Origin of the sequence: Streptosporangium jomthongense (assembly GCF_042650425.1) — a bacterium.
Classification (GTDB): domain Bacteria; phylum Actinomycetota; class Actinomycetes; order Streptosporangiales; family Streptosporangiaceae; genus Streptosporangium.
In genome coordinates this window covers 150,779-169,288 of the sequence record NZ_JBHSBC010000014.1, presented here as the reverse complement: position 1 = coordinate 169,288, position 18,510 = coordinate 150,779, and the positions used below count along the sequence as shown (strand labels likewise).

Annotated in this window: 10 protein-coding genes; 3 read left to right on the top strand and 7 right to left on the bottom strand. The window is 71.2% G+C overall.

Annotation, left to right across the window (positions count from 1 at the left end; translation table 11 throughout):
* Positions 1–94 precede the first annotated feature (94 nt).
* From ACFOYY_RS15510 to ACFOYY_RS15480, 7 genes are read right to left on the bottom strand one after another with little or no spacing between them, the layout of a single operon-like run.
* Complete coding sequence (locus ACFOYY_RS15510) at positions 95–5,518, bottom strand: non-ribosomal peptide synthetase/MFS transporter (protein WP_386190128.1); 5,424 nt, start codon at positions 5,516–5,518, stop codon at positions 95–97.
* Complete coding sequence (locus tag ACFOYY_RS15505; RefSeq protein WP_386190127.1) at positions 5,515–6,732, bottom strand: 2-oxo acid dehydrogenase subunit E2; 1,218 nt, start codon at positions 6,730–6,732, stop codon at positions 5,515–5,517. Before ACFOYY_RS15505 ends, ACFOYY_RS15510 begins: the two co-directional genes overlap by 4 nt.
* Complete coding sequence (locus tag ACFOYY_RS15500; protein WP_352008513.1) at positions 6,725–7,699, bottom strand: alpha-ketoacid dehydrogenase subunit beta; 975 nt, start codon at positions 7,697–7,699, stop codon at positions 6,725–6,727. Before ACFOYY_RS15500 ends, ACFOYY_RS15505 begins: the two co-directional genes overlap by 8 nt.
* Positions 7,696–8,631: a thiamine pyrophosphate-dependent dehydrogenase E1 component subunit alpha gene (locus ACFOYY_RS15495; protein WP_352008512.1), complete on the bottom strand. Its 936-nt coding sequence runs from the start codon at positions 8,629–8,631 to the stop codon at positions 7,696–7,698. Before ACFOYY_RS15495 ends, ACFOYY_RS15500 begins: the two co-directional genes overlap by 4 nt.
* Entirely contained in the window at positions 8,624–8,854 is a 231-nt protein-coding gene (locus ACFOYY_RS15490) for a phosphopantetheine-binding protein (protein WP_352008511.1), read from the bottom strand. The genes ACFOYY_RS15495 and ACFOYY_RS15490 overlap by 8 nt, the downstream gene beginning before the upstream one ends.
* The gene (locus tag ACFOYY_RS15485; protein ID WP_352008510.1) at positions 8,833–10,074 is read right to left on the bottom strand and encodes a condensation domain-containing protein; all 1,242 of its coding nucleotides are present in this window, start codon (positions 10,072–10,074) and stop codon (positions 8,833–8,835) included. The genes ACFOYY_RS15490 and ACFOYY_RS15485 overlap by 22 nt, the downstream gene beginning before the upstream one ends.
* Entirely contained in the window at positions 10,071–11,519 is a 1,449-nt protein-coding gene (locus tag ACFOYY_RS15480; RefSeq protein ID WP_352008509.1) for a class I adenylate-forming enzyme family protein, read from the bottom strand. The genes ACFOYY_RS15485 and ACFOYY_RS15480 overlap by 4 nt, the downstream gene beginning before the upstream one ends.
* A 331-nt stretch (positions 11,520–11,850) precedes the next feature.
* Here ACFOYY_RS15480 and ACFOYY_RS15475 point away from each other — a divergent pair, with 331 nt between their 5' ends.
* The 3 genes from ACFOYY_RS15475 to ACFOYY_RS15465 all read left to right on the top strand — a co-directional run bounded on the left by ACFOYY_RS15475 (position 11,851) and on the right by ACFOYY_RS15465 (position 18,466).
* The gene (locus tag ACFOYY_RS15475) at positions 11,851–17,973 is read left to right on the top strand and encodes an amino acid adenylation domain-containing protein (protein WP_386190126.1); all 6,123 of its coding nucleotides are present in this window, start codon (positions 11,851–11,853) and stop codon (positions 17,971–17,973) included.
* Positions 17,973–18,146, top strand: a complete 174-nt coding sequence (locus ACFOYY_RS15470; RefSeq protein WP_352008507.1) for an MbtH family protein — start codon at positions 17,973–17,975, stop codon at positions 18,144–18,146. The genes ACFOYY_RS15475 and ACFOYY_RS15470 overlap by 1 nt, the downstream gene beginning before the upstream one ends.
* A 68-nt stretch (positions 18,147–18,214) precedes the next feature.
* A complete protein-coding gene (locus tag ACFOYY_RS15465) occupies positions 18,215–18,466 on the top strand; it encodes an acyl carrier protein (protein ID WP_352008506.1) in 252 nt (83 codons plus the stop codon).
* Positions 18,467–18,510 lie beyond the last annotated feature (44 nt).

The window sequence follows — 18,510 nt, the reverse complement described above, 5'->3', positions numbered from 1 at the left end:
TCACGCACCGGAAGGTCGTGTACCGCAGCGGAACACGCCCGAACCCGGTTGAAAAACATCAGAAGAGCAGGAAAGGCATCAGAAGAACAGAAGGTCACACTCCGGTTGGCTGCTTCTTGGTGGTGATGGGGACGACCTCGGCGAGCGACTCCTGGCGCCGCTGGACGGTCTGGAAACCGACCAGGTCGTCGGGGAGCGCGTCCGGCACCTCCTCGTCGAACCTGGCCAGTGTCTTGATCCGCAGTCCGGCCACCGCGATGGCGGCGATGGCGAAGGCGAACAGGACGTACATCAGGCCGACGCCGCGTCCCGGGCCGGTGCCGATCACGGCGCCGAAGGTGTCGGCGAGCGCGCCGCCCGGCATCATCAGCGGGTCGAAGATCGCGCTGCCGTACGGCGCGACCAGGCCGAAGCCGATGGGCAGCGTGGACCACGCGATGAGGGTGTTCAGCGCGATGACCCGGCCGTGGAAGCGCTGCGGCACCTTGACCTGGATGATCGTGGCGTAGACGCCGTTGAGCATGGTCAGCCAGAACGACATCCCGAAGACACCGATGGAGACGATGACGAGGTCGCGCTGGAAGCCGACGACCAGGCAGAAGACCGACAGGATGAGGGTGGAGAGCATCACGCCGCGCAGCCTCTGCCGCCTGGGGCCACCCCAGATCGTCATGGCCAGGCCCGCGATGAAGACGCCCAGGCCGCCGAAGAAGGAGACCCGGCCGACGTCCTCAAGGGTGGCGAAGCCCAGCACCAGCGGGGAGATGAGCAGGAACAGCGGGGACAGGAAGACGTTGAGGAAGGCGAAGAAGAACAGCATCGCGCGGAAGCCCTTGACGCCCCAGGAGAACTTCCAGCCCTCGACCATCTCGGCGAGGAGGGTCTCCCTGCGCTTCCAGGCCATGGTCTTGGGGAAGCGGACGAACAGCAGGACCCCGATGGCGAAGACGTAGGAGGCGACGTCGAGGGCGAGGATGCCCTCCAGGCCGATCACCGCCATCAGGCCGACGGCGACCAGCGGGACGATCAGCTGGGCGGTACCGGTGATCATCTGTACGACGCCGTTGGCGTGACCGAGGAAGCGCTTGGGGACCAGCTGTGGGATCGCCGAGTTGTAGGCGAGGCGTTGGAAGGTGAGCGCCACCGACAGCACCACGAGCAGCGGATATATCTGCCAGACGTCCAGATTGCCGGTCCACAGCAGCACGCCCATGATCAGCTGGGTGCTGAAGGCCCCGATGTCACCGGCGAGCATGATCTTTCGCCGGTCGTAGCGGTCGACGAGGGTGCCCGCGAGCGGGGCGACCAGCATGCCGGGCACCAGCGCCAGCACCGAGAACAGGGCGAACCTGACGAGTGAGCCGGTGTGGATGTAGATCCACAGCGGGATGGCGAACTCGGTCAGGGACGATCCGACGATCGAGATGAGCTGGCCCGCCGCCACCGCGGCGAAGCGCCGCATGCTCGGCTTCGGCCCGGTCCTCGGCCCGCTCTCCGGTACGGCCTGGCCGTCCGGGGCGGGAGCCGGGGCGCCCTCCGAGCGGTTGGAGACACCTTCGAGCCACCAGGTGGAGCGTGCCGTACGGCGCAGCTCCTCGGTCTCGCCGGAGGCGATGGCCTTGTGGGTGCCGGTGAGGATGACCGACAGTTCCTCGGCGCGGTACTTGAGGAAGAAGTGGCCCGCCTCGTCGAGCACGACCGCCGCGGTCGAGTCGGTCAGCAGGTGCCACTCGCGGAAGCGTTCCTGGTAGAACTCGGTCGCCGGGTCGCGTTCGCCCGCCACGGAGATGATCGGCGCCTTGAGCGGCTCGACCCCCTCCTCGAACAGGCGGGTGAAGTAGCGTTCGGCCTCCCTGGTGCCCTTGCGCCGGTTGTCGATGACCAGCTTGAGCTCCTCGCGGCCGAGGTCCTCGACGTCGAGGCCCGCGGCCTGCAGGGCGTTGGCCCAGACCTGGTCGCTGCGGAGCTTGTCGGTCAGGTTCGCCATCCACGCCAGCGCCGACTGCGGCCTGGCGAAGGGGAAGACGCCACCGAGGTAGATGGCGTCGACCTGGCGGCCGGCCGCCTCAAGGCGCCTGGCGATCTCCACGGTCAGCATGACGCCGAGACCGCAGTGGCCGTAGAGCGTCAGCGGGCCCTTGACCCCCTTGAGGATCTCCTCGACACAGCCCTCGGCGACCTCGGCCACCGGGCGGGTCTCCTCGATCAGGCCCATCTCCTGGCCGGGTACCGCGACCGCGTGCAGCGCCCACTTCTTGGGCATCGCGTCGGCCAGCGGCTGGTAGATGGCCGCGCTGCCGCCGCCGTACGGCACGCAGACGAGGTTGGAGGTCGTGGCCCTGGCGGGGGTGAGGCGGTGCAGCAGCAGCCGGGGGCCGCTCTCGCCCGCCTCGACGACCTCGGCCAGTTCGCGCACGGTCCGGTACTTGAACAGGTCCAGGATGCTGACCTGGCGCCCGCCTGCGGGGAGAGCCTTCCGCAGGCGGGCCACCACCTGTGCGGCGAGCAGCGAATGTCCGCCCAGGTCGAAGAAGTCGTCCAGCACGCCGACCTGGACCAGGCCGAGCACCGCGGCCCACACCGAGGCGATCGCCTCTTCGATCGGTGTCGCCGGCGGGACGAAACCCGCCTCCTGATCGGGGCGTTCCTCGTCGGGTTCGGGCAGCCTGGCCCGGTCGACCTTGCCGTGCGACTTCAGCGGCAGCTCGTCCAGCCAGACGAAGCGTGCCGGGATCATGTATTCGGGGAGCCGCTCGCCGAGTGAGGCGCGCAGTTCGCCGACGGTCGTCTTCTCTCCCACGAGGTAGGCGACGAGACGGTCCTCGCGCAGGTCCACCACGGCGTGGGCGACACCGGGCTGGTCGGTGAGGACGGACTCGATCTCCGACAGTTCGACGCGGTAGCCGCGGACCTTGACCTGCAGGTCACGGCGGCCGAGGAAGCACAGGTCCCCCGAGGGCAGCCAGCGGCCCAGGTCACCCGTCTTGTACATGCGGGCGCCGGGCTCGCCGTACGGGTCGGGCAGGAAACGGTCGGCGGTCAGGCCGGGCTGACCGAGGTAGCCGCGGGCGAGCCGGTCGCCGCCGAGGTAGATCTCACCGGTCATGCCGGGCGGGACGAGCCGCAGGTGCTCGTCGAGCACGTAGACCCTGGCGCCGGGCAGCGGCCTGCCGATGGGCAGGTTCAGCGCGCGTTCGGCCTCGTCGGTGACGGCGTGGGTGGAGATGCCGACCGTCGCCTCGGTCGGGCCGTAGTGGTTGACGACCCTGGTGTGCTCGGTCAGCTCGCGGGCCCAGCTCCACTTGGAGGCCTCGCCGCCGAGGACGAGCAGCTTGCGCGGCAGCAGCTCGGCGGGGTTCACGTCGGGGTCGGCGAGCAGCGACGCGAGGTGGGAGGGGGTCATCTTGATGTAGTCGGTACGGCCGAGCTGCTCGGCCAGGTCCTCGACCGGCGCCTGCGGGTCGACCAGGTGCAGTTCGCCACCGGTCATCAGCGACAGGTAGAAGATCGTCACACCGAAGTCGAACGACAGCGACTGCAGCAGGGTGTAGACGCCCGCGGGCTCGACGGCGAAGCGTTCCCTGACCCCGGCCAGGTAGTTCAGCACCTGCCGATGCTGCACGCCGACGCCCTTGGGGCGCCCGGTGGTGCCGGAGGTGTAGATGACGTAGGCCAGGTTGCCCGGGATGACACCGGGGTCGTCGAACGCAGTCTCCTCAAGCGCCTCGGCGTCGAGCAGGACGAGCCGGGGGCCGGAGACCAGGTCGGCCAGGTCCGTGGTGGTGATCACCACGGCGGCCCCGGAGTCCTCAAGCATGTAGGCGAGGCGGTCGCGGGGCTGCTTGGGGTCCAGGGGCACGTAGGCGCCGCCGGACTTCAGCACGCCGAGCAGGGCGGCGGCCACGTCCGCGGACTGGTCGAGCAGCACCCCGACCCTGCTGTCCGGGCCGATGCCGTGCCGGTTGCGCAGGAGCGCGGCGATCCGGCCGGAGCGCTCGTCGAGCTGGGCGTAGGTGTAGGTGTCGTCCTCGTGGGTCACCGCAGGGGCGTCGGGGGTGAGCCCGGCCTGCGCGGTGACGATCTCGTGGAGCAGGTCGTGACCGGTCGGCACGAGGTCGGTGCTCGACCCGAAGCCCAGGACGAGTTCCCGCTCCTGCTCCGACAGCAGCGACAACTCGCCGACCCGGGTGTCCGGGGAGTCGACGATGGAGCTCAGCAGGGTGATGAAGCGGGAGCCGAGCAGTTCGACGGTCTCCGGGTCGAACAGCGCCGTGTTGTAGGTGAAGTTGCCGACCAGGCCGTCGGGGCTCTCGAAGAGGTAGAGGGCCAGGTCGTAGCGGGTGGTCCTGACGGGCATGGAGACGTAGGAGATACGCCCGTCCTCCTGGCCCGCCTTGTAGTTCTGCAGCGCGAAGGTGACCTGCACCAGGGGTGACCTGCTGACGTCGCGGACGACGTTGAGCTCGTTGACGAGCTGGTCGAACGGCAGTTCCTGGTGGGCGAAGGCGTCGAGCGCGGTCTCCTTGGTGCGGGCCAGGAAGTCGGTGAAGGCCGGGTCGTCGGCCAGGTCGGCGCGGAGCACCAGCGTGTTGACGAACATGCCGACGACGTCGTCCAGCTCGGGCAGGCCCCGCCCGGCGACCGGGGAGCCGACCGCGAAGTCCGTCTGTCCGGAGTAGCGCGCCAGCAGCACCTGGAAGGCCGCCATCAACGTCATGTACGGCGTCGCGCCGGAGGACTTGGCCAGTTCGGTCAGGCGCGCGGTGAGGTCGGCGTCGACGGCGAAGTCGAGGGAGGCGCCCTCGTAGCCCTGCTCGGCGGGGCGCGGCCGGTCGGTCGGCAGTTCGATGGCGGGCAGCCCGGCGAGCTTCTCGCGCCAGTGGTCGACCTCGCGGCGGTGGTCGCGTCCGCGCTGCCAGAGGGCGTAGTCGCCGTAGCCGACCTGGGCGGGCTTGAGGGTCTTGCCGTCGTGCAGGGCGAGCAGCTCACGGATGATGAGGTCCACGGACCAGCCGTCGACGACGGTGTGGTGGGCGGCCAGCAGCAGGACGTGGTCGTCGGGGGCGAGCCGTACCAGGAGGGTCCGCAGCAGCGGCCCGGTCTCCAGGTCGAACGGCGTCGCGACCTCGTCGTCGAGGAGTTCGACGGCGGCGTCCAGGTCGGCGGCCTCGGTGACGCGCAGTTCGGCGGGGCGGGGGCCGTCGACGACCAGTTCCGGCGTGCCGTCCTCGGTGGTGAGGAAGCGCATCCGCAGCGCCTCGTGGCGGACGACGATCTCGTCGAGGGCGCGGCGCAGCGCCTCCTCGTCGAGTTCGCCGCGCAGGCGCACCGCGACGGGAACGGTGTAGGTGGTGGTCCCCGGCCGGTACTGCTCAAGGAACCACAGGCGTTCCTGGGCGTGGGACAGGGGTGGGGTGACTGAGGGGTCCCGGGCCGTGATGGTCCGGGACTCCTCCCGGCGCCGGAGCCGCTGGGCGAGCAGTGCCCTTTTGGCGTCCGACAGCGTTGTCTCGGTCATTGCAGCTCCGTCCGGAGGGCGGCCAGGAAGTGTGCGGCGTCCCGGCCGTTGATCAGTCGGTGGTCGTAGGCGAGGCCGATGTTGGCGACGGTCCTCGTCGTCACCGCGCCGTCCTCCCCGAGGACGAGTTCCGGTTGTGGCGAGGTGATCGCGAGCGCACAGACCGTCCCCGGGAAGACAAGGGGGACCGCGAGGACGACGTCGGCGTCGGTGTGGAGGGTGACGGCGATGTTGGCGCCGGTGAGGTCCCTCTCCTTGAAGTCGCCTTCGGCCGCCGCCAGGCGGTAGCGCATCAGCGTGTCGGCGATCTCCTTGAGCGTCCCGGTCTCGCGGACCACCGGGACGTAGAGCCCCTCCCCCATGTCGAAGGTGACGCCGACGCGCGGGGCGTCGGAGAGCCTGGCGCCGTCGCCTTCCACCGCGGCGAAGAACAGCGGGAACTCGGGGTGCAGGGCGGCCACGGCCCGCACGAACAGTTCGGTGAGCCCGACCGGCCTGCGGACCTGCCTGCTGAGGTCCTTGGTGCGCTCCAGGGCGGGGCCGACGTCGAACTTCACGACGGTGTAGGCGGCCGGGATCGTGCTGTGCGAGGTGGTGACGGCCCTGGCGACGGCCCGTTGCACCCGGGAGAGGGTGTGCCGCGCGGCCTCGTCGAGCTCCTCGGGTACGACCGGCGGGGCGGGCGGTTCCTGGGTGAGGCCGGCGAGGCGTTCCACGTCGGCGCGGCGGATGACGCCGAGGCCGAGGGAGGCGATCTGCTCCGGGGTGATGCCGAGTTCGGCGATGAGGGCGCGGGCGGGGTCGGTGATGACGGGGTCGCGCGGCGCCGGGGCGTCGAGAGGAGCGCTGCTGGGGACGCTGACGGGAACGGCCGTCGAGGCGGCTGCCGGAACAGCCGCCGGGGCGACCGTGACAACCGCGGGGGCCGCCACGACAGGCGCCGGGACGGCGTCGGGAACGACCTCGGCGGGCGGGGCCTGGGGTTCCTCGGTGATCCTGGCCAGCAGCGCGCCGGGGGTGACCCAGGTGTTGAGCGCGGCGCCGTGGTGCAGGTAGCCGGACTCCTCGGCCTCCAGCTCGTCGGCCGCCTTCGAGGTCTCCAGGACCACGACGGGCTCACCGGCCCTGACCGGCTTGCCGTCCTCGACGAGCCACGCCACGACGAGGTACTCGCTGTCGTTGTTGTTGAGCTTGGGGACGCGGATGTCAGCCACGCAGGGCCTCTCGTACGGCGTGGTGGATCGTGGACTCCCCGGCCAGGACCTCGCTCTCCAGGTGGGCAGCGGTGGGGATGACGCTGTCCCGCGAGTGGACGAGGCGGACGGGGCCTCGCAGGCGGTCCCACACGCGCTCGTGCAGGAGGTGCGCGACCTCGCTGCCCCAGGTGCCGCCCGCCGTGCTCTCCTCGGCGACGAGGACGACGCCGCCCACGTACGGCAGCAGCGCCTCGACGTCCAGCGGGTAGAGGCGGGAGGGGACGAGCAGGCGGCAGGAGATCTCGTCCTGGAGCAGCAGGGTCCGCATCGCGGCCAGTGCCCGGTGCGCCATGCCGCCCGGTGCGATGATCACGCAGTCGGGTCTGCCGTCGGCCTCGGCGATGGCCAGTTCGCCGTCGCGGCGTACCGGGAACATCGGGTCGGTCTGGCCCATCTGCCGGGTGTAGAGAACCTTGTCCTCGAAGAACAGGCAGGGTTCGCCGCGTCCCAGCATCGAGGCGAGGGCCTCACGGTTGTCGTGGAAGGGCGACATCTCGTACAGCGACAGGCCGGGCATGCCGATGAAGTGCTTCTGCATGCTCTGGCTGTGCGTGGGGCCGTACCCCCTGCCGCCGCCGGTGGGGCAGCGCACGATCATCCGCAGTGGCAGGCGGCTGCCGTACATGGAGACCGACTTGCTGGCGAAGTTGCAGATCTGGTCGAAGGCGAGCGCGACGAAGTCACCGAACATGATCTCCGCGACGGCCGTGTTGCCGGTGAGGGCCAGGCCCGCGGCGACGCCGGTCAGGGCGCCCTCGCTGATCGGGGTGCCGATCACCCGTCCCGGGAAGCGCATCGAGAGACCCTTGGTGATCTTGAAGGCTCCGCCGTAGGGGTCGAGGACGTCCTCACCGATCACGTAGGCGGTGGGGTCGTCGTCGAGCAGCCCGTGCAGGGCCTCGTTGAGGTTCTCCCCGACTCTCACGACGTCCCCCGAGAAGACGACGCCTCCCAGCGGGAGGGCGGACGCGCGGCGATCTCCTCCGCGATGGCCTCGACCTGGGCCCTGACCGTTCCGTCGAGCCGGTGGAACTGGTCGGGGTGGTCGTTGGCGTAGCGGACGTACCAGTCGTTGTCCTTGGCCGCCTGTACGGCGTCTGCCGGGCGGATGTCGTCGCCCTTGCTGTGCGGGCCGAGCCGGTGGGTGGCGAACTCGACGATCAGGGGCCTGCCCGCCCGCACCGCGGCGACCGGCGCCTCAAGGGAGGCCCTGATCTCGTTGACGTCGGTGGAGACGACCAGGTGGTGGGTGATGCCGAAGGCCGCCGCCCTGCTCGCCACGCTCCCGGCCATCTGCGCCGTGGTCGGGGTGGACTGGGCGATGCCGTTGTTCTCCACGACGACCATCAGCGGCAGCCGCCAGAGGGCGGCGAGGTTCAGCGCCTCGTAGACGGCGCCCTCCCCCCAGGTGCCGTCGCCGATGTAGACGCAGGCGAGCGTGCCCGGTTCGGCGCGCTTGAGGTGCAGGGCGACGCCCGCGGCGACGGGCATGCTCTCGCCCTGGACGCCGGTGGACATGTAGCGGTCGCGGTGGATGTGCTGGCTGCCGCCGACTCCCCCGCAGACCGCGCCCTGCCTGCCCATGATCTCGGCGAGCAGGCCGTGCGGGTCGCGGAACCTGGCCAGGTAGTGGCCGTGGCCCCGGTGGTTGCTGAAGACGTGGTCGTGTTCGCCGAGCAGCGGGGTCAGCGAGACGGGGACGTACTCCTGCCCGAGGCAGGTGTGGGTCGTGCCGTTCAGGTCACCCTTGCCGTACAGCTCCAAGAGCTTCAGTTCGAAGTGCCTGACCAGGAGCAGCAGTTCCAGGTCGTCGTCGCCGAGACGCGACAGCCTGAGCCGGTCGAGGGTCTCAGTCATCTCCGAGGGACTCCACGATCCCCGAGATGGTCGGGTTGTCGAAGAAGTCGTCAAGGGAGACCTCGACGTCGAGCCGCTTGCGCATCCGGGCGATGATCTGGGTGATGGTCAGCGAGTGGCCGCCCAGGTCGAAGATGTCGTCGTTTTCGTCGATCGGCGAGATGCCCAGGACTTCTTCCCAGATCTCGCGTACCTGGTCGGTCAGGGTGGTGACGGAACCCATCTCTTCTCCAGAGTGTCGTTCAGTAGCGTGTTGATCGGTTTTTCGGGGGCGGAGGTGGCGCGTTCCAGAAGAAGACGCAGGTCGTCGGCCACTTTTCGGGCGTCCGAAACCACCTCTGGGTCATAGCGAAGGCTGACCGTGAGCCCACCGGGGCCGTCGACGCACTGCAGGTGCAGCGCGCCTCTCACCGCGTGGTTGAAGACCGTCCACTCGACCGAGGCGTCGAGACCGGTGAAGACCGGGTCGGCGTCGCGGCGGGTGCGGTAGCTGACGGAGACGGGAACCAGCGCGGCGTGCGGCCGGATGCGGGGCATCGCGCGGACCAGCGGAACCTGACGGAACCGGTAGACCTCGCGCAGCCCCGCGCGTAGTGCGGTCGCGAAGGACCCGAAGTCCTCCTCGACGGAGGGTTCCGAGGAGACAGGCAGTTCGTTGACGAACAGGCCGATGTGGCCCGCCGCCTCCTTCGGCCGGGTGGACAGGTCGACGGCGGTGGTCACCCGGTCGTTGCCGTATCCCCTGAGCAGGACGTGCAGGGCGGCCAGCAACGTCTCGAAGCGGGTCAGCCCGGGGACCGCCGAGGGGGCGGCGGTGAAGCTCAGCTCCCGCCCCTCGCCGGCGCGCCGGGAGCGCAGCGTCCGCCCGAGCAGCACGGTCTCGCCCTGCTCCCGCCAGCGGGACTTCCAGAAGTCCCGCGCCTCGGGCAGCAGGGCGGCGACCCGCTCCCGCTCCAGGGCGCCGTGGTCGAGGGACTCCAGCGGAGTGAGCGGTTCCCCGTTGTACAGGGCGGCCAGGTCACCGGCCAGCACGTCCTTGGAGTGGCCGTCGAAGACCAGGTGGTGGGCGACGAAGACGAGCACGTGACGGCCCGGCCCCGTCTCCAGGAGGGTGAACCTGGCCAGCGGCCCCTTCTCCAGGTCGAAGCCGCGCAGGATCTCCTCCCGTACCGCGGCCTCCACACCCTCGGTCACCCGCAGGCGGCGCACCGGGACGTCGGCGCCGGGGACGAGCCGCAGCCCGCCCTCGGCCTCGGCGGCCACCTGGCCGAGCATGGGGTGGCGTTCGACGAGCGCGGCGCACGCCGCGAGCAGCGCGTCCGCGTCGAGGTCGCCGTCCAGGCCGATCAGCAACGGCATGTGGTAGGCGGTGCCCGCGCCGACGAGCTGCTCGGTCACCCACATCCCCTGCTGGGTGAACGTGACCTCGTGCCCGGCGTTCACGGCACCCGCTCCATGCTCGCGCGCAGGGCGCGCTTGTCGACCTTGCCGCCGTTGTTGCGCGGCAGGGCGTCGAGGGTGGTCACGTGCGCGGGCAGCTCGTGCGGGGCCAGCCTGTCCTTGAGGAAGACGCGCAGCTCCTCGGGGGCGAGCGGGACCTTGGTGGCCATCGCGACGGCGACGACGGTGCCGAGCACGGGGTGCGGAACGCCGAAGGCGGCGGCCTCGACCACGGCGGGGTGCTGGTAGACGGCCTCCTCGACGTGGATCGTGGAGACCTTGTAGGCGCCGGACTTCACGACGTCGCCCTCGCGGTCGACGAGATAGAGGTAGCCCTCGGCGTCGATACGGCCCAGGTCGCCCATCCGTACCCAGCCGTCGCGGAAGGTGGAGCTGTCCGGGTCGCCGTAGTAGGAACGCGGGGCGGCCGGGGAGCGCATCCACACCTCGCCGGTCTCGCCCGGCGGCAGCGGGTGGCCGTCGGCGGTGGCGATCCTGACCCGGCCCCCGGCGATGGCGCGGCCGACGCTGCCCGGACGCTCGGGGTCGAACATCATGACCGTCTGCGCGGGGGCGGCCTCGGTCGAGGTGTAGTAGTTGGTGATCGTCGCGTTGGGGAAGGCGGCGGTGAGCGCCTCGGCGACGGCGGAGGGCAGCGGCGCGGCGGCCGAGCCGAGCAGCAGCACGCTGGACAGGTCGTGGCGGTCGCCGATCCCGGCGTTGAGCAGTTCGATGGCCATCGCGGGCACCAGGAAGACGGTGCCCGCCCGGTAGGACTCGATCAGCGTCGCGAAGCGGCCCGGGGTGAAGCGCGGCAGCGTCACCACGGCGGGGTGGGCGTCGAGGGCGTTGATCAGCATGGCCTGGCCGGCGTTCGTGCCGATCGGGAAGGCGTGCACCAGGTGGCGCGAGTGCGCGAAGGGGCGTCGCTTCGCGCCGCAGCCGTACGCCAGGTTGGCGTGGGTGGCCGAGACGCCCTTGGGACGGCCCGTCGTACCGGAGGTGTAGAGGATCTGCGCGAGGTCTCCGGGCGCGGGATCGGCGATCTCATAGGACGTTTCCGCACGCAGCTCGTCGGGGGTCGCGCTCCAGCCGACTCCGGGCGCGTCGAGGCCCGCGGCGTGGACGGCGCCGCTCGCGCCGCAGTGCTCCAGCATGAAGCGCAGGTCGGCGGGGGCCAGGCGGTCGGAGAGCGGCACGGCGACCGCTCCGGCCGCGAGCACGCCGCAGAAGGCGGCCGCGTAGTCCGCCCAGTCCGCGTTCCCGAAGACGAGACCGACCCTGTCGCCCCTGCTCACACCCCGGGCTACCAGGCCGTTCGCGATCACGGTCGCCCTCTGGTGCCACTGGAGATAGGTGAGCGGCGCTGAGCCGTGCACGATCAACGCGACCCCGTCCGGGTCGGCTGCGGCCCGGTCTCTGAGCAACTGGGGAACGGTCAGGTTCACCAAGTGAACCTCCCACAAAAGATCGGATGTATGAACCCGGCGCATAAAGAGCGCCCGAGGTCTCTACAGGAAAGAATCTTTACTATTGTAAAACGAGCGCCAGTCTTACATGATCGCCACGGCCACGCAAGCCCTTTGGGAAGGTTGTCAGGATAGGCCTGGATCCCCCAGAGATGGCGGGCCTTGCGAAGCTGGGGAAGAGGTGTAACACTAACGACCCAGACCTAACTGAAAGGTTTCTTTCCAGAAAGAAGCCCTTCGTCTTCTGTGCTCAACTCGGCAAATATGCGCGGAGCGGGCTTTCGCATACCCATTTACGAGGCGTGCTCATGTGCGTGCGATCCCGCGGCCGCCGAAGGAGCTCTGCGTGCTTCAGCCAGAGACCATTTCCCCCGGCCAGCCCTGGACGGAGTATCCGCTGTCGTACGGCCAGCAGCGGTTATGGTTTCTTCACCGCCTCGACTCCGGCGACTCAACCTACAACACATCCTATGTTTACAGGTTGAAAGGTCGACTTGACACCGCCGCCCTCGAAGCCTCGTTCACCGCGGTCGCGGCCCGGCACGAAAGCCTGCGCACCCGTTTCCGCGAGGTGGCCGGGGAACCGGTCGCGGTCGTCGAGCCCCCGGCTCCGATCGTCGTCGAGCGGCTGACCGCGGCGGACGAGGAACAGGCGCGCACGCTGGTCTCCACGGTCACCAACACCTCCTTCGACCTGGCCGCCGCGCCGCCGTTCCGGGTGGCGCTGATCGAGCTCGGCCCGCTCGAACACGTGCTCTGCGTCGTCCTGCACCACATCAACGGCGACGGCTGGTCGCTGAACGTGCTGTGCTCGGAGGTCGCCGCCCACTACGCGGGCGGCGGCGTCGCTGACCTGCCGGCCCTCCCCCTGCAGTACGGCGAGCACGCCCGCGCGCAGCGCGCCGCCGAGGACACCGAGCTTCGCTGGTGGGTCGAGCACCTGACCGGGGTCTCGCCCCTCGACCTGCCCGCCGACCGGCCCCGTCCCGCCCAGCGCAGCGGTGAGGGCGGGGAGGTGCACTTCCAGATCGGCGGGGAACTGGCCGCTGGGATCGCGGAACTGGCCAGGCGCTCGCGCTGCACGCCGTACATGGTGCTGCTGTCCGCCTACCAGGTGCTGCTGGCCAGGCACACGGGACAGGACGACTTCTGCGTCGGCACACCGTCCGCGGGACGGGACAGCACCGACCTGGAGACCATGATCGGTTTCCTGTCGACCACCCTGGCGCTGCGCTGCGACCTGTCCGGCGACCCCTCCTTCGCCGACCTGCTCAAGCGCACCCGCAAGGTCGTGCTCAACGCGCTCTCCCGCCAGGACGTGCCCTTCGAACGGCTCGTCGCCGAACTGGACGTCGAACGGGACCTCAGCCGCACGCCGCTGTTCCAGACCCTGTTCGCCTTCCACACCCACGGCGAGACCGGCGACCCGTTGCCCGGTCTCGACGCCGAGCCCTTCCCGCACGGCTGGACCAGGGCCAGGGTCGACCTGTCCATGGACCTCACCCCCACCCCCGACGGCCACGTGCTCGGCACCGTGCTCTACAGCACGGACCTGTTCGAACAGCGGACCGCCGAACGGATGGTCGCCAGGTTCGTCAGGCTGCTTGAGGCGGCGATCGCCGCCCCGGAGACGCCGATCGGCGCGCTGCCCATGCTGCCCGAGGCCGAGCTGGCCCTGCTGGGCGAGTGGAACGAGACCTCGGCGGAACTGCCCGAGGTGACCCTGGTCGACCTCGTGCTCGACCAGGCCGCCGCCTCCCCCGGCGCCGTGGCCGTCGGCACGCTGACCTACGCCGAGCTGACCGCCCGCGCCGCCGACCTGGCCGGGCGGCTGGCCGCCGCGGGCATCGGGCGGGACTCGCTCGTCGCCGTCCGGATGGAACGCGGGACGGACATGGTCGTCGCGCTGCTCGGCGTGGCGATGAGCGGTGCGGCCTACCTGCCCGTCGACCCCGAGTACCCGCAGGCCCGCGTCTCCTACGTCATCGAGGACTCCGGCGCCGCCCTGGTCCTGACGAGCCTGGACGACCTGCCGCCCGCGCAGGCGGTTCCGCACACACGGCCCCGTCCCCGCGACACCGCCTACGTGCTCTACACCTCGGGCTCGACCGGGCGGCCGAAGGGCGTCGTCGTGCCCCACCGGGCGCTGACCAACTTCCTGCTCGCCATGCGGACGCTGGTCGGCTCGACGTCGCGGGACGTGTGGCTCGCGCTGACCTCCCTGTCGTTCGACATCTCCGCCCTTGAGCTGTACCTCCCGCTGGTGACCGGCGGCAGGATCGTCGTCGCCGACGCCGAAACCGCCCGCGACGGCGCCGCGCTCGCCCGCCTCGTCGAGGACGAGGGCGTCACCCACGTGCAGGCGACGCCGTCCGGCTGGCGGGTGCTGCTCAGCGGGGACCTGCCGAGGGTGACCGCGCTGACCGGCGGTGAGCCGCTCGCGCCCCAGCTGGCCAGGGAACTGCGGCCCAGGGTCGAAAGGCTCGTCAACGTCTACGGCCCGACCGAGACCACGATCTGGTCCACGGCCTGGGAGGTCCCCGAGGAGCCCGGCGAGATCGTCATCGGCGGCCCGATCGCCAACACCGTCGTGCACGTGCTGGACCCGGCGGGCTCACCCGCCCCGATCGGCGTGCCCGGCGAGCTGCTCATCGGCGGCGACGGGGTGGCCACCGGCTACCTCGGCCGTCCCGCGCTGACCGCAGAGCGGTTCGTGCCCGGCCCCGGCGGCTCACGTGTCTACCGCACCGGGGACCTGGCCCGCTGGCGGGGCGACGGCACCCTTGAGTTCCTCGGCCGCACCGACAACCAGGTCAAGCTGCGCGGCCACCGCATCGAGCTCGGCGAGATCGAGGCGGTCCTCGACACCTGCCCCGGCGTCGCGCAGGCCGTCGTCGCGGTGCGCGGCGAACGGCTCGCCGCCTTCGTCGTGCCCGTCGAACCGGGCGACCCCGGACTCCTCGACGCCGTCAGGGAGCACGCGGGCGGGCAGCTGCCCGCCTACATGGTGCCCGGCGTGCTCGTCGAGGTCGCCACGCTCCCGCTCACCCCCAACGGGAAGATCGACCGCAAGGCGCTGCCCGACGTCGAGGCGGCTCCGCGGACGGGCGCGACCGCGCCCCGAACCCCCGCGGAACGGCTGGTCGCCCAGGTCTTCTCCGAGGTGCTCGACGTGCCCTCGGTCGGGGCGCACGACGACTTCTTCTCCCTCGGCGGCCACTCGCTGCTGGCGACCATGGTCACCTCGCGGCTGGCCGTACTGTCCGGGATCGAGGTTCCGGTCAGGGAGGTCTTCCTGCGGCCCGGTGTCGCCGCGCTGGCCGAACTGCTCACCGGCGCCGAGCCCGCGCGTGACGGGCGGGACGACGAGGGGCCCCGGCCGCGGCCGGAGGGAGCCGGTCAGCCGCTGTCCTTCGGCCAGGAACGGCTCTGGTTCCTCAACCGGCTCGACCCGGACGACGCCTCCTACAACATGTGCCTGGTCAGGCGGCTGCGGGGACCGCTCGACAGGACGGCCCTGGCCAGGGCGTTCGAGGGCGTCGCCGCCAGGCACGAGAGCCTGCGCACCCGCTTCCCCGAGGTGGACGGGGCACCCTCGGCCGTCGTCGACCCGCCGGGCCCGGTGCCCGTCGAGGAGGTCTCCGCCGCCGGGGAGGCCGAGGCGCTCGACCTCGTCGCGGGCCTGACCAACCGGCCCTTCGCCGACCTGGCCGACCGGCCGCCGCTGCGGGCCGTCCTCATCGAGATCGGCGAGGACGACCACGTGCTGTGCGTGGTGATCCACCACATCCTCGGCGACGGCTGGTCGCTCAACCTCATCTTCGAGGAGCTGGGTCACCTCTACTCGGGGGGCGCCGAACTGCCCCCGGTGCCGCTGCAGTTCGGCGACGTCGCCCGCTGGCAGCGGGAGCGCGACACCTCGGCACTGCTCGACCACTGGCGTGAACGGCTCGCCGACCCCACCCCGCTCGACCTGCCGCTGGACCGGCCGCGCACCGCCGCCGGCACCAGGGACGGCGACGTGGTCGAGGTCAGGCTGACCGCGGCACAGGCCCGTGAGCTGGCGCTGCTCGGCAGGCGGCACGGCGCGACCATGTTCATGGTGCTGCTGGCCGCCTACCAGGTGCTGCTGGCCAGGCACACCGGCCAGGACGACGTCCTGGTCGGCACCGCCACCGCGGGCAGGGACCGGGTTCAGCTCGAACCCGTCGTCGGCTACCTCAGCGACACGCTGGTGCTGCGCGGTGACCTGTCCGGCGACCCCGCCTTCACCGAACTGCTCGAACGCACCCAGATCGGCGTCCTGGACGCCTTCTCCCACCAGGGTGTCCCCTTCGAGGAACTGGTCACGGCGCTGCGGGCCGAACGCGACCTCACCCGCACCCCGCTGTTCCAGACGATGTTCATCCTGCACACCCAGGACGGCGGGCAGGACGGCGGCGCCTTCGCCGGGCTGACCGCGTCGGCGTTCGAGCACGGCATGCGCCAGGCCAAGCTCGAACTCGCCCTTGAGGCCTGGCAGGACGAGCACGAACTGCTGCTCACCCTGGTCTACGACACCGCGTTGTTCGACCGGGCGACGGTCGAGGCGCTGGGCGCGCGGCTGCGGCTGCTGCTCACCGCGCTGCCCGGCGCCGCGGACGAGCGGATCTCCGCGCTGCCGCTGCGCACCGAGGAGGACGAGGCGCTGCTGGCCCGGCTGGGTGAGGGACCCGCCCTGCCCGCGACGCCCTCCGTCCCCGAACTGGTCGCGGCGGCCGTACGGGAGCGGCCGGACGCCGTCGCGGTCGGCTGCGGGACGCGCGCGCTGACCTACGCCGAGCTTGACGCCAGGGCCGGTGAGCTGGCCGGGCTGCTGCGCTCGCGGGGCGTCACCCCCGGGGACGTGGTCGGCGTACGGCTCGGCAGGACCCCGGACACGATCGCCGCGCTGCTGGCCGTCTGGCGCGCCGGGGCCGCCTACCTGCCGCTCGACCCCGACTACCCGGCCGAACGGCTCGCCTTCCTGGTCGAGGACAGCGGGGCGTCCTTCGTGCTCGACACGGTTCCCGAGTCCGTGCCGCAGGCGCTCCAGGCCGGCCCGGTGCCGGACGGCGCCGCCGCCTACGTGATCTACACCTCCGGTTCGACCGGCACCCCCAAGGGCGTGGTGGTCGGGCACGACGGGCTCGCCGCGCGGGTGGCGTGGATGCGCCAGGCGTACGGCCTGCACCCCGGTGACCGGGTGGTGCAGTTCGCCTCACTGAGTTTCGACACGCACGCCGAGGAGATCTACCCGGCTCTGGCCGCGGGGGCGCGTGTCGAACTGCTTCCCGACGGCGGTGTCACCCTGCCCGACCACCTGGCCGGGGTCACGGTCCTCGACCTGCCGACGGCCTACTGGCACGCGCTGGTCGACCAGATCGACGACGTCCCGTGGCCGGACACGCTGCGGCTGGTCATCCTGGGCGGCGAGCAGGTGCACGAGGCCGCGGTCGCCCGCTGGCGGGAGCGCTTCGGCGACCGGGTGCGGCTGGTCAACACCTACGGCCCGACCGAGACGACGATCATCGCGACCACGGCCGAGCTGGACGGCTCCCCGGGACGCCCGCCCATCGGCACGCCCGTCGGCGGCACCCGCGTCCTGGTCCTGGACCGGAACGGTCAGCCGGTGCCGCCGGGTGTGCCCGGTGAGCTGTGCGTCACCGGGGCGGGCGTCGCCCAGGGCTATCTGGGCAGGCCCGCGCTGACCGCCGAGCGGTTCGTGCCCGGCCCCGGCGGCTCGCGTGTCTATCGCACCGGCGACCGGGTGCGCTGGCGCAACGACGGGCGGCTGGAGTTCCTCGGCCGCGATGACGACCAGGTCAAGGTCAGGGGCTTCCGCGTCGAGCTCGGCGAGGTCGAGGCGCGGCTGCTGGCCTGCCCCGGAGTCGGCCAGGCGGCCGTCGCCGTACGGGACGGGATCCTGGTCGGCTACACCGTCGGCGCCCCCGAGGGGGAGGATCTCGCCAGACTGCTCGGGGCGACGCTGCCCGCCTACATGGTGCCCTCCCTGTGGGTGCGGCTCGACGCGCTGCCGCTCAACCGCAACGGCAAGATCGACCGTGCCGCGCTGCCCGCGCCGCAGGCGGCCCCCAGGGAGCGGGTCGCCCCGCGCGGCGACGCCGAGCAGCTGGTCGCCGACGTGTTCGGCGAGGTGCTGGGGATCGAGGACGTCGGCGCCTTCGACGACTTCTTCGCCCTCGGCGGGCACTCGCTGCTCGCCACCCGCGTCATCGCCAGGATCCGCGCCCTCGTCGAGATCGACGTGCCGATCCGCGTGCTGTTCGCGCGCGGCACCGTGGCCGGGCTCGCCGCCTCGATCGAGGAGATACTGATCGCCGAGCTGGCGGAACTGTCCGACGACGAGGCCGAGGGTCTCGTGCAGACCTCCCAAGGAAACGGGGAAGCGTGATGAGTCACCACGTCGTGGTCAACCACGAGGAGCAGTACTCGATCTGGCCCGACGGCAGACGGCTGCCGGACGGCTGGCGTCTTGAGGGCTTCTCCGGCCCCAAGGAGGAGTGCCTGGCCCACATCGACCAGGTGTGGACCGACCTGCGCCCGCTCAGCGCAAGGAAGTCCTGACATGTCCGACGAGTGGATCTGGGTCTCGCTGGACGACGTCCGTGGCCGTCATCTGAGGAGGAGCGTCAATGGTTAGGGAACGGCTGGCCGCGATGGTGGCCTCGGCGTCGGACGGCGCCGTCACCGCCGAGGAGGCGCTGAACGCCACGGTCCCGCTGTCCGCCCTGGGGGTCACCTCCCTGGCCCAGATGCGGCTGATCGACGCGGTCGAGACGGAGTTCGGCATCGAGATCGACCTGTCCGGCGACGGCCTCGACCTGCTGGACGACCTGGGGGCGCTCGAACGCCACATCGCGCAGGCCGGAGACTCCGGCCCCTGAGGCACCCCTGACAGAGCGGTCGGGAGGCGTTTTTCGAACGGGGG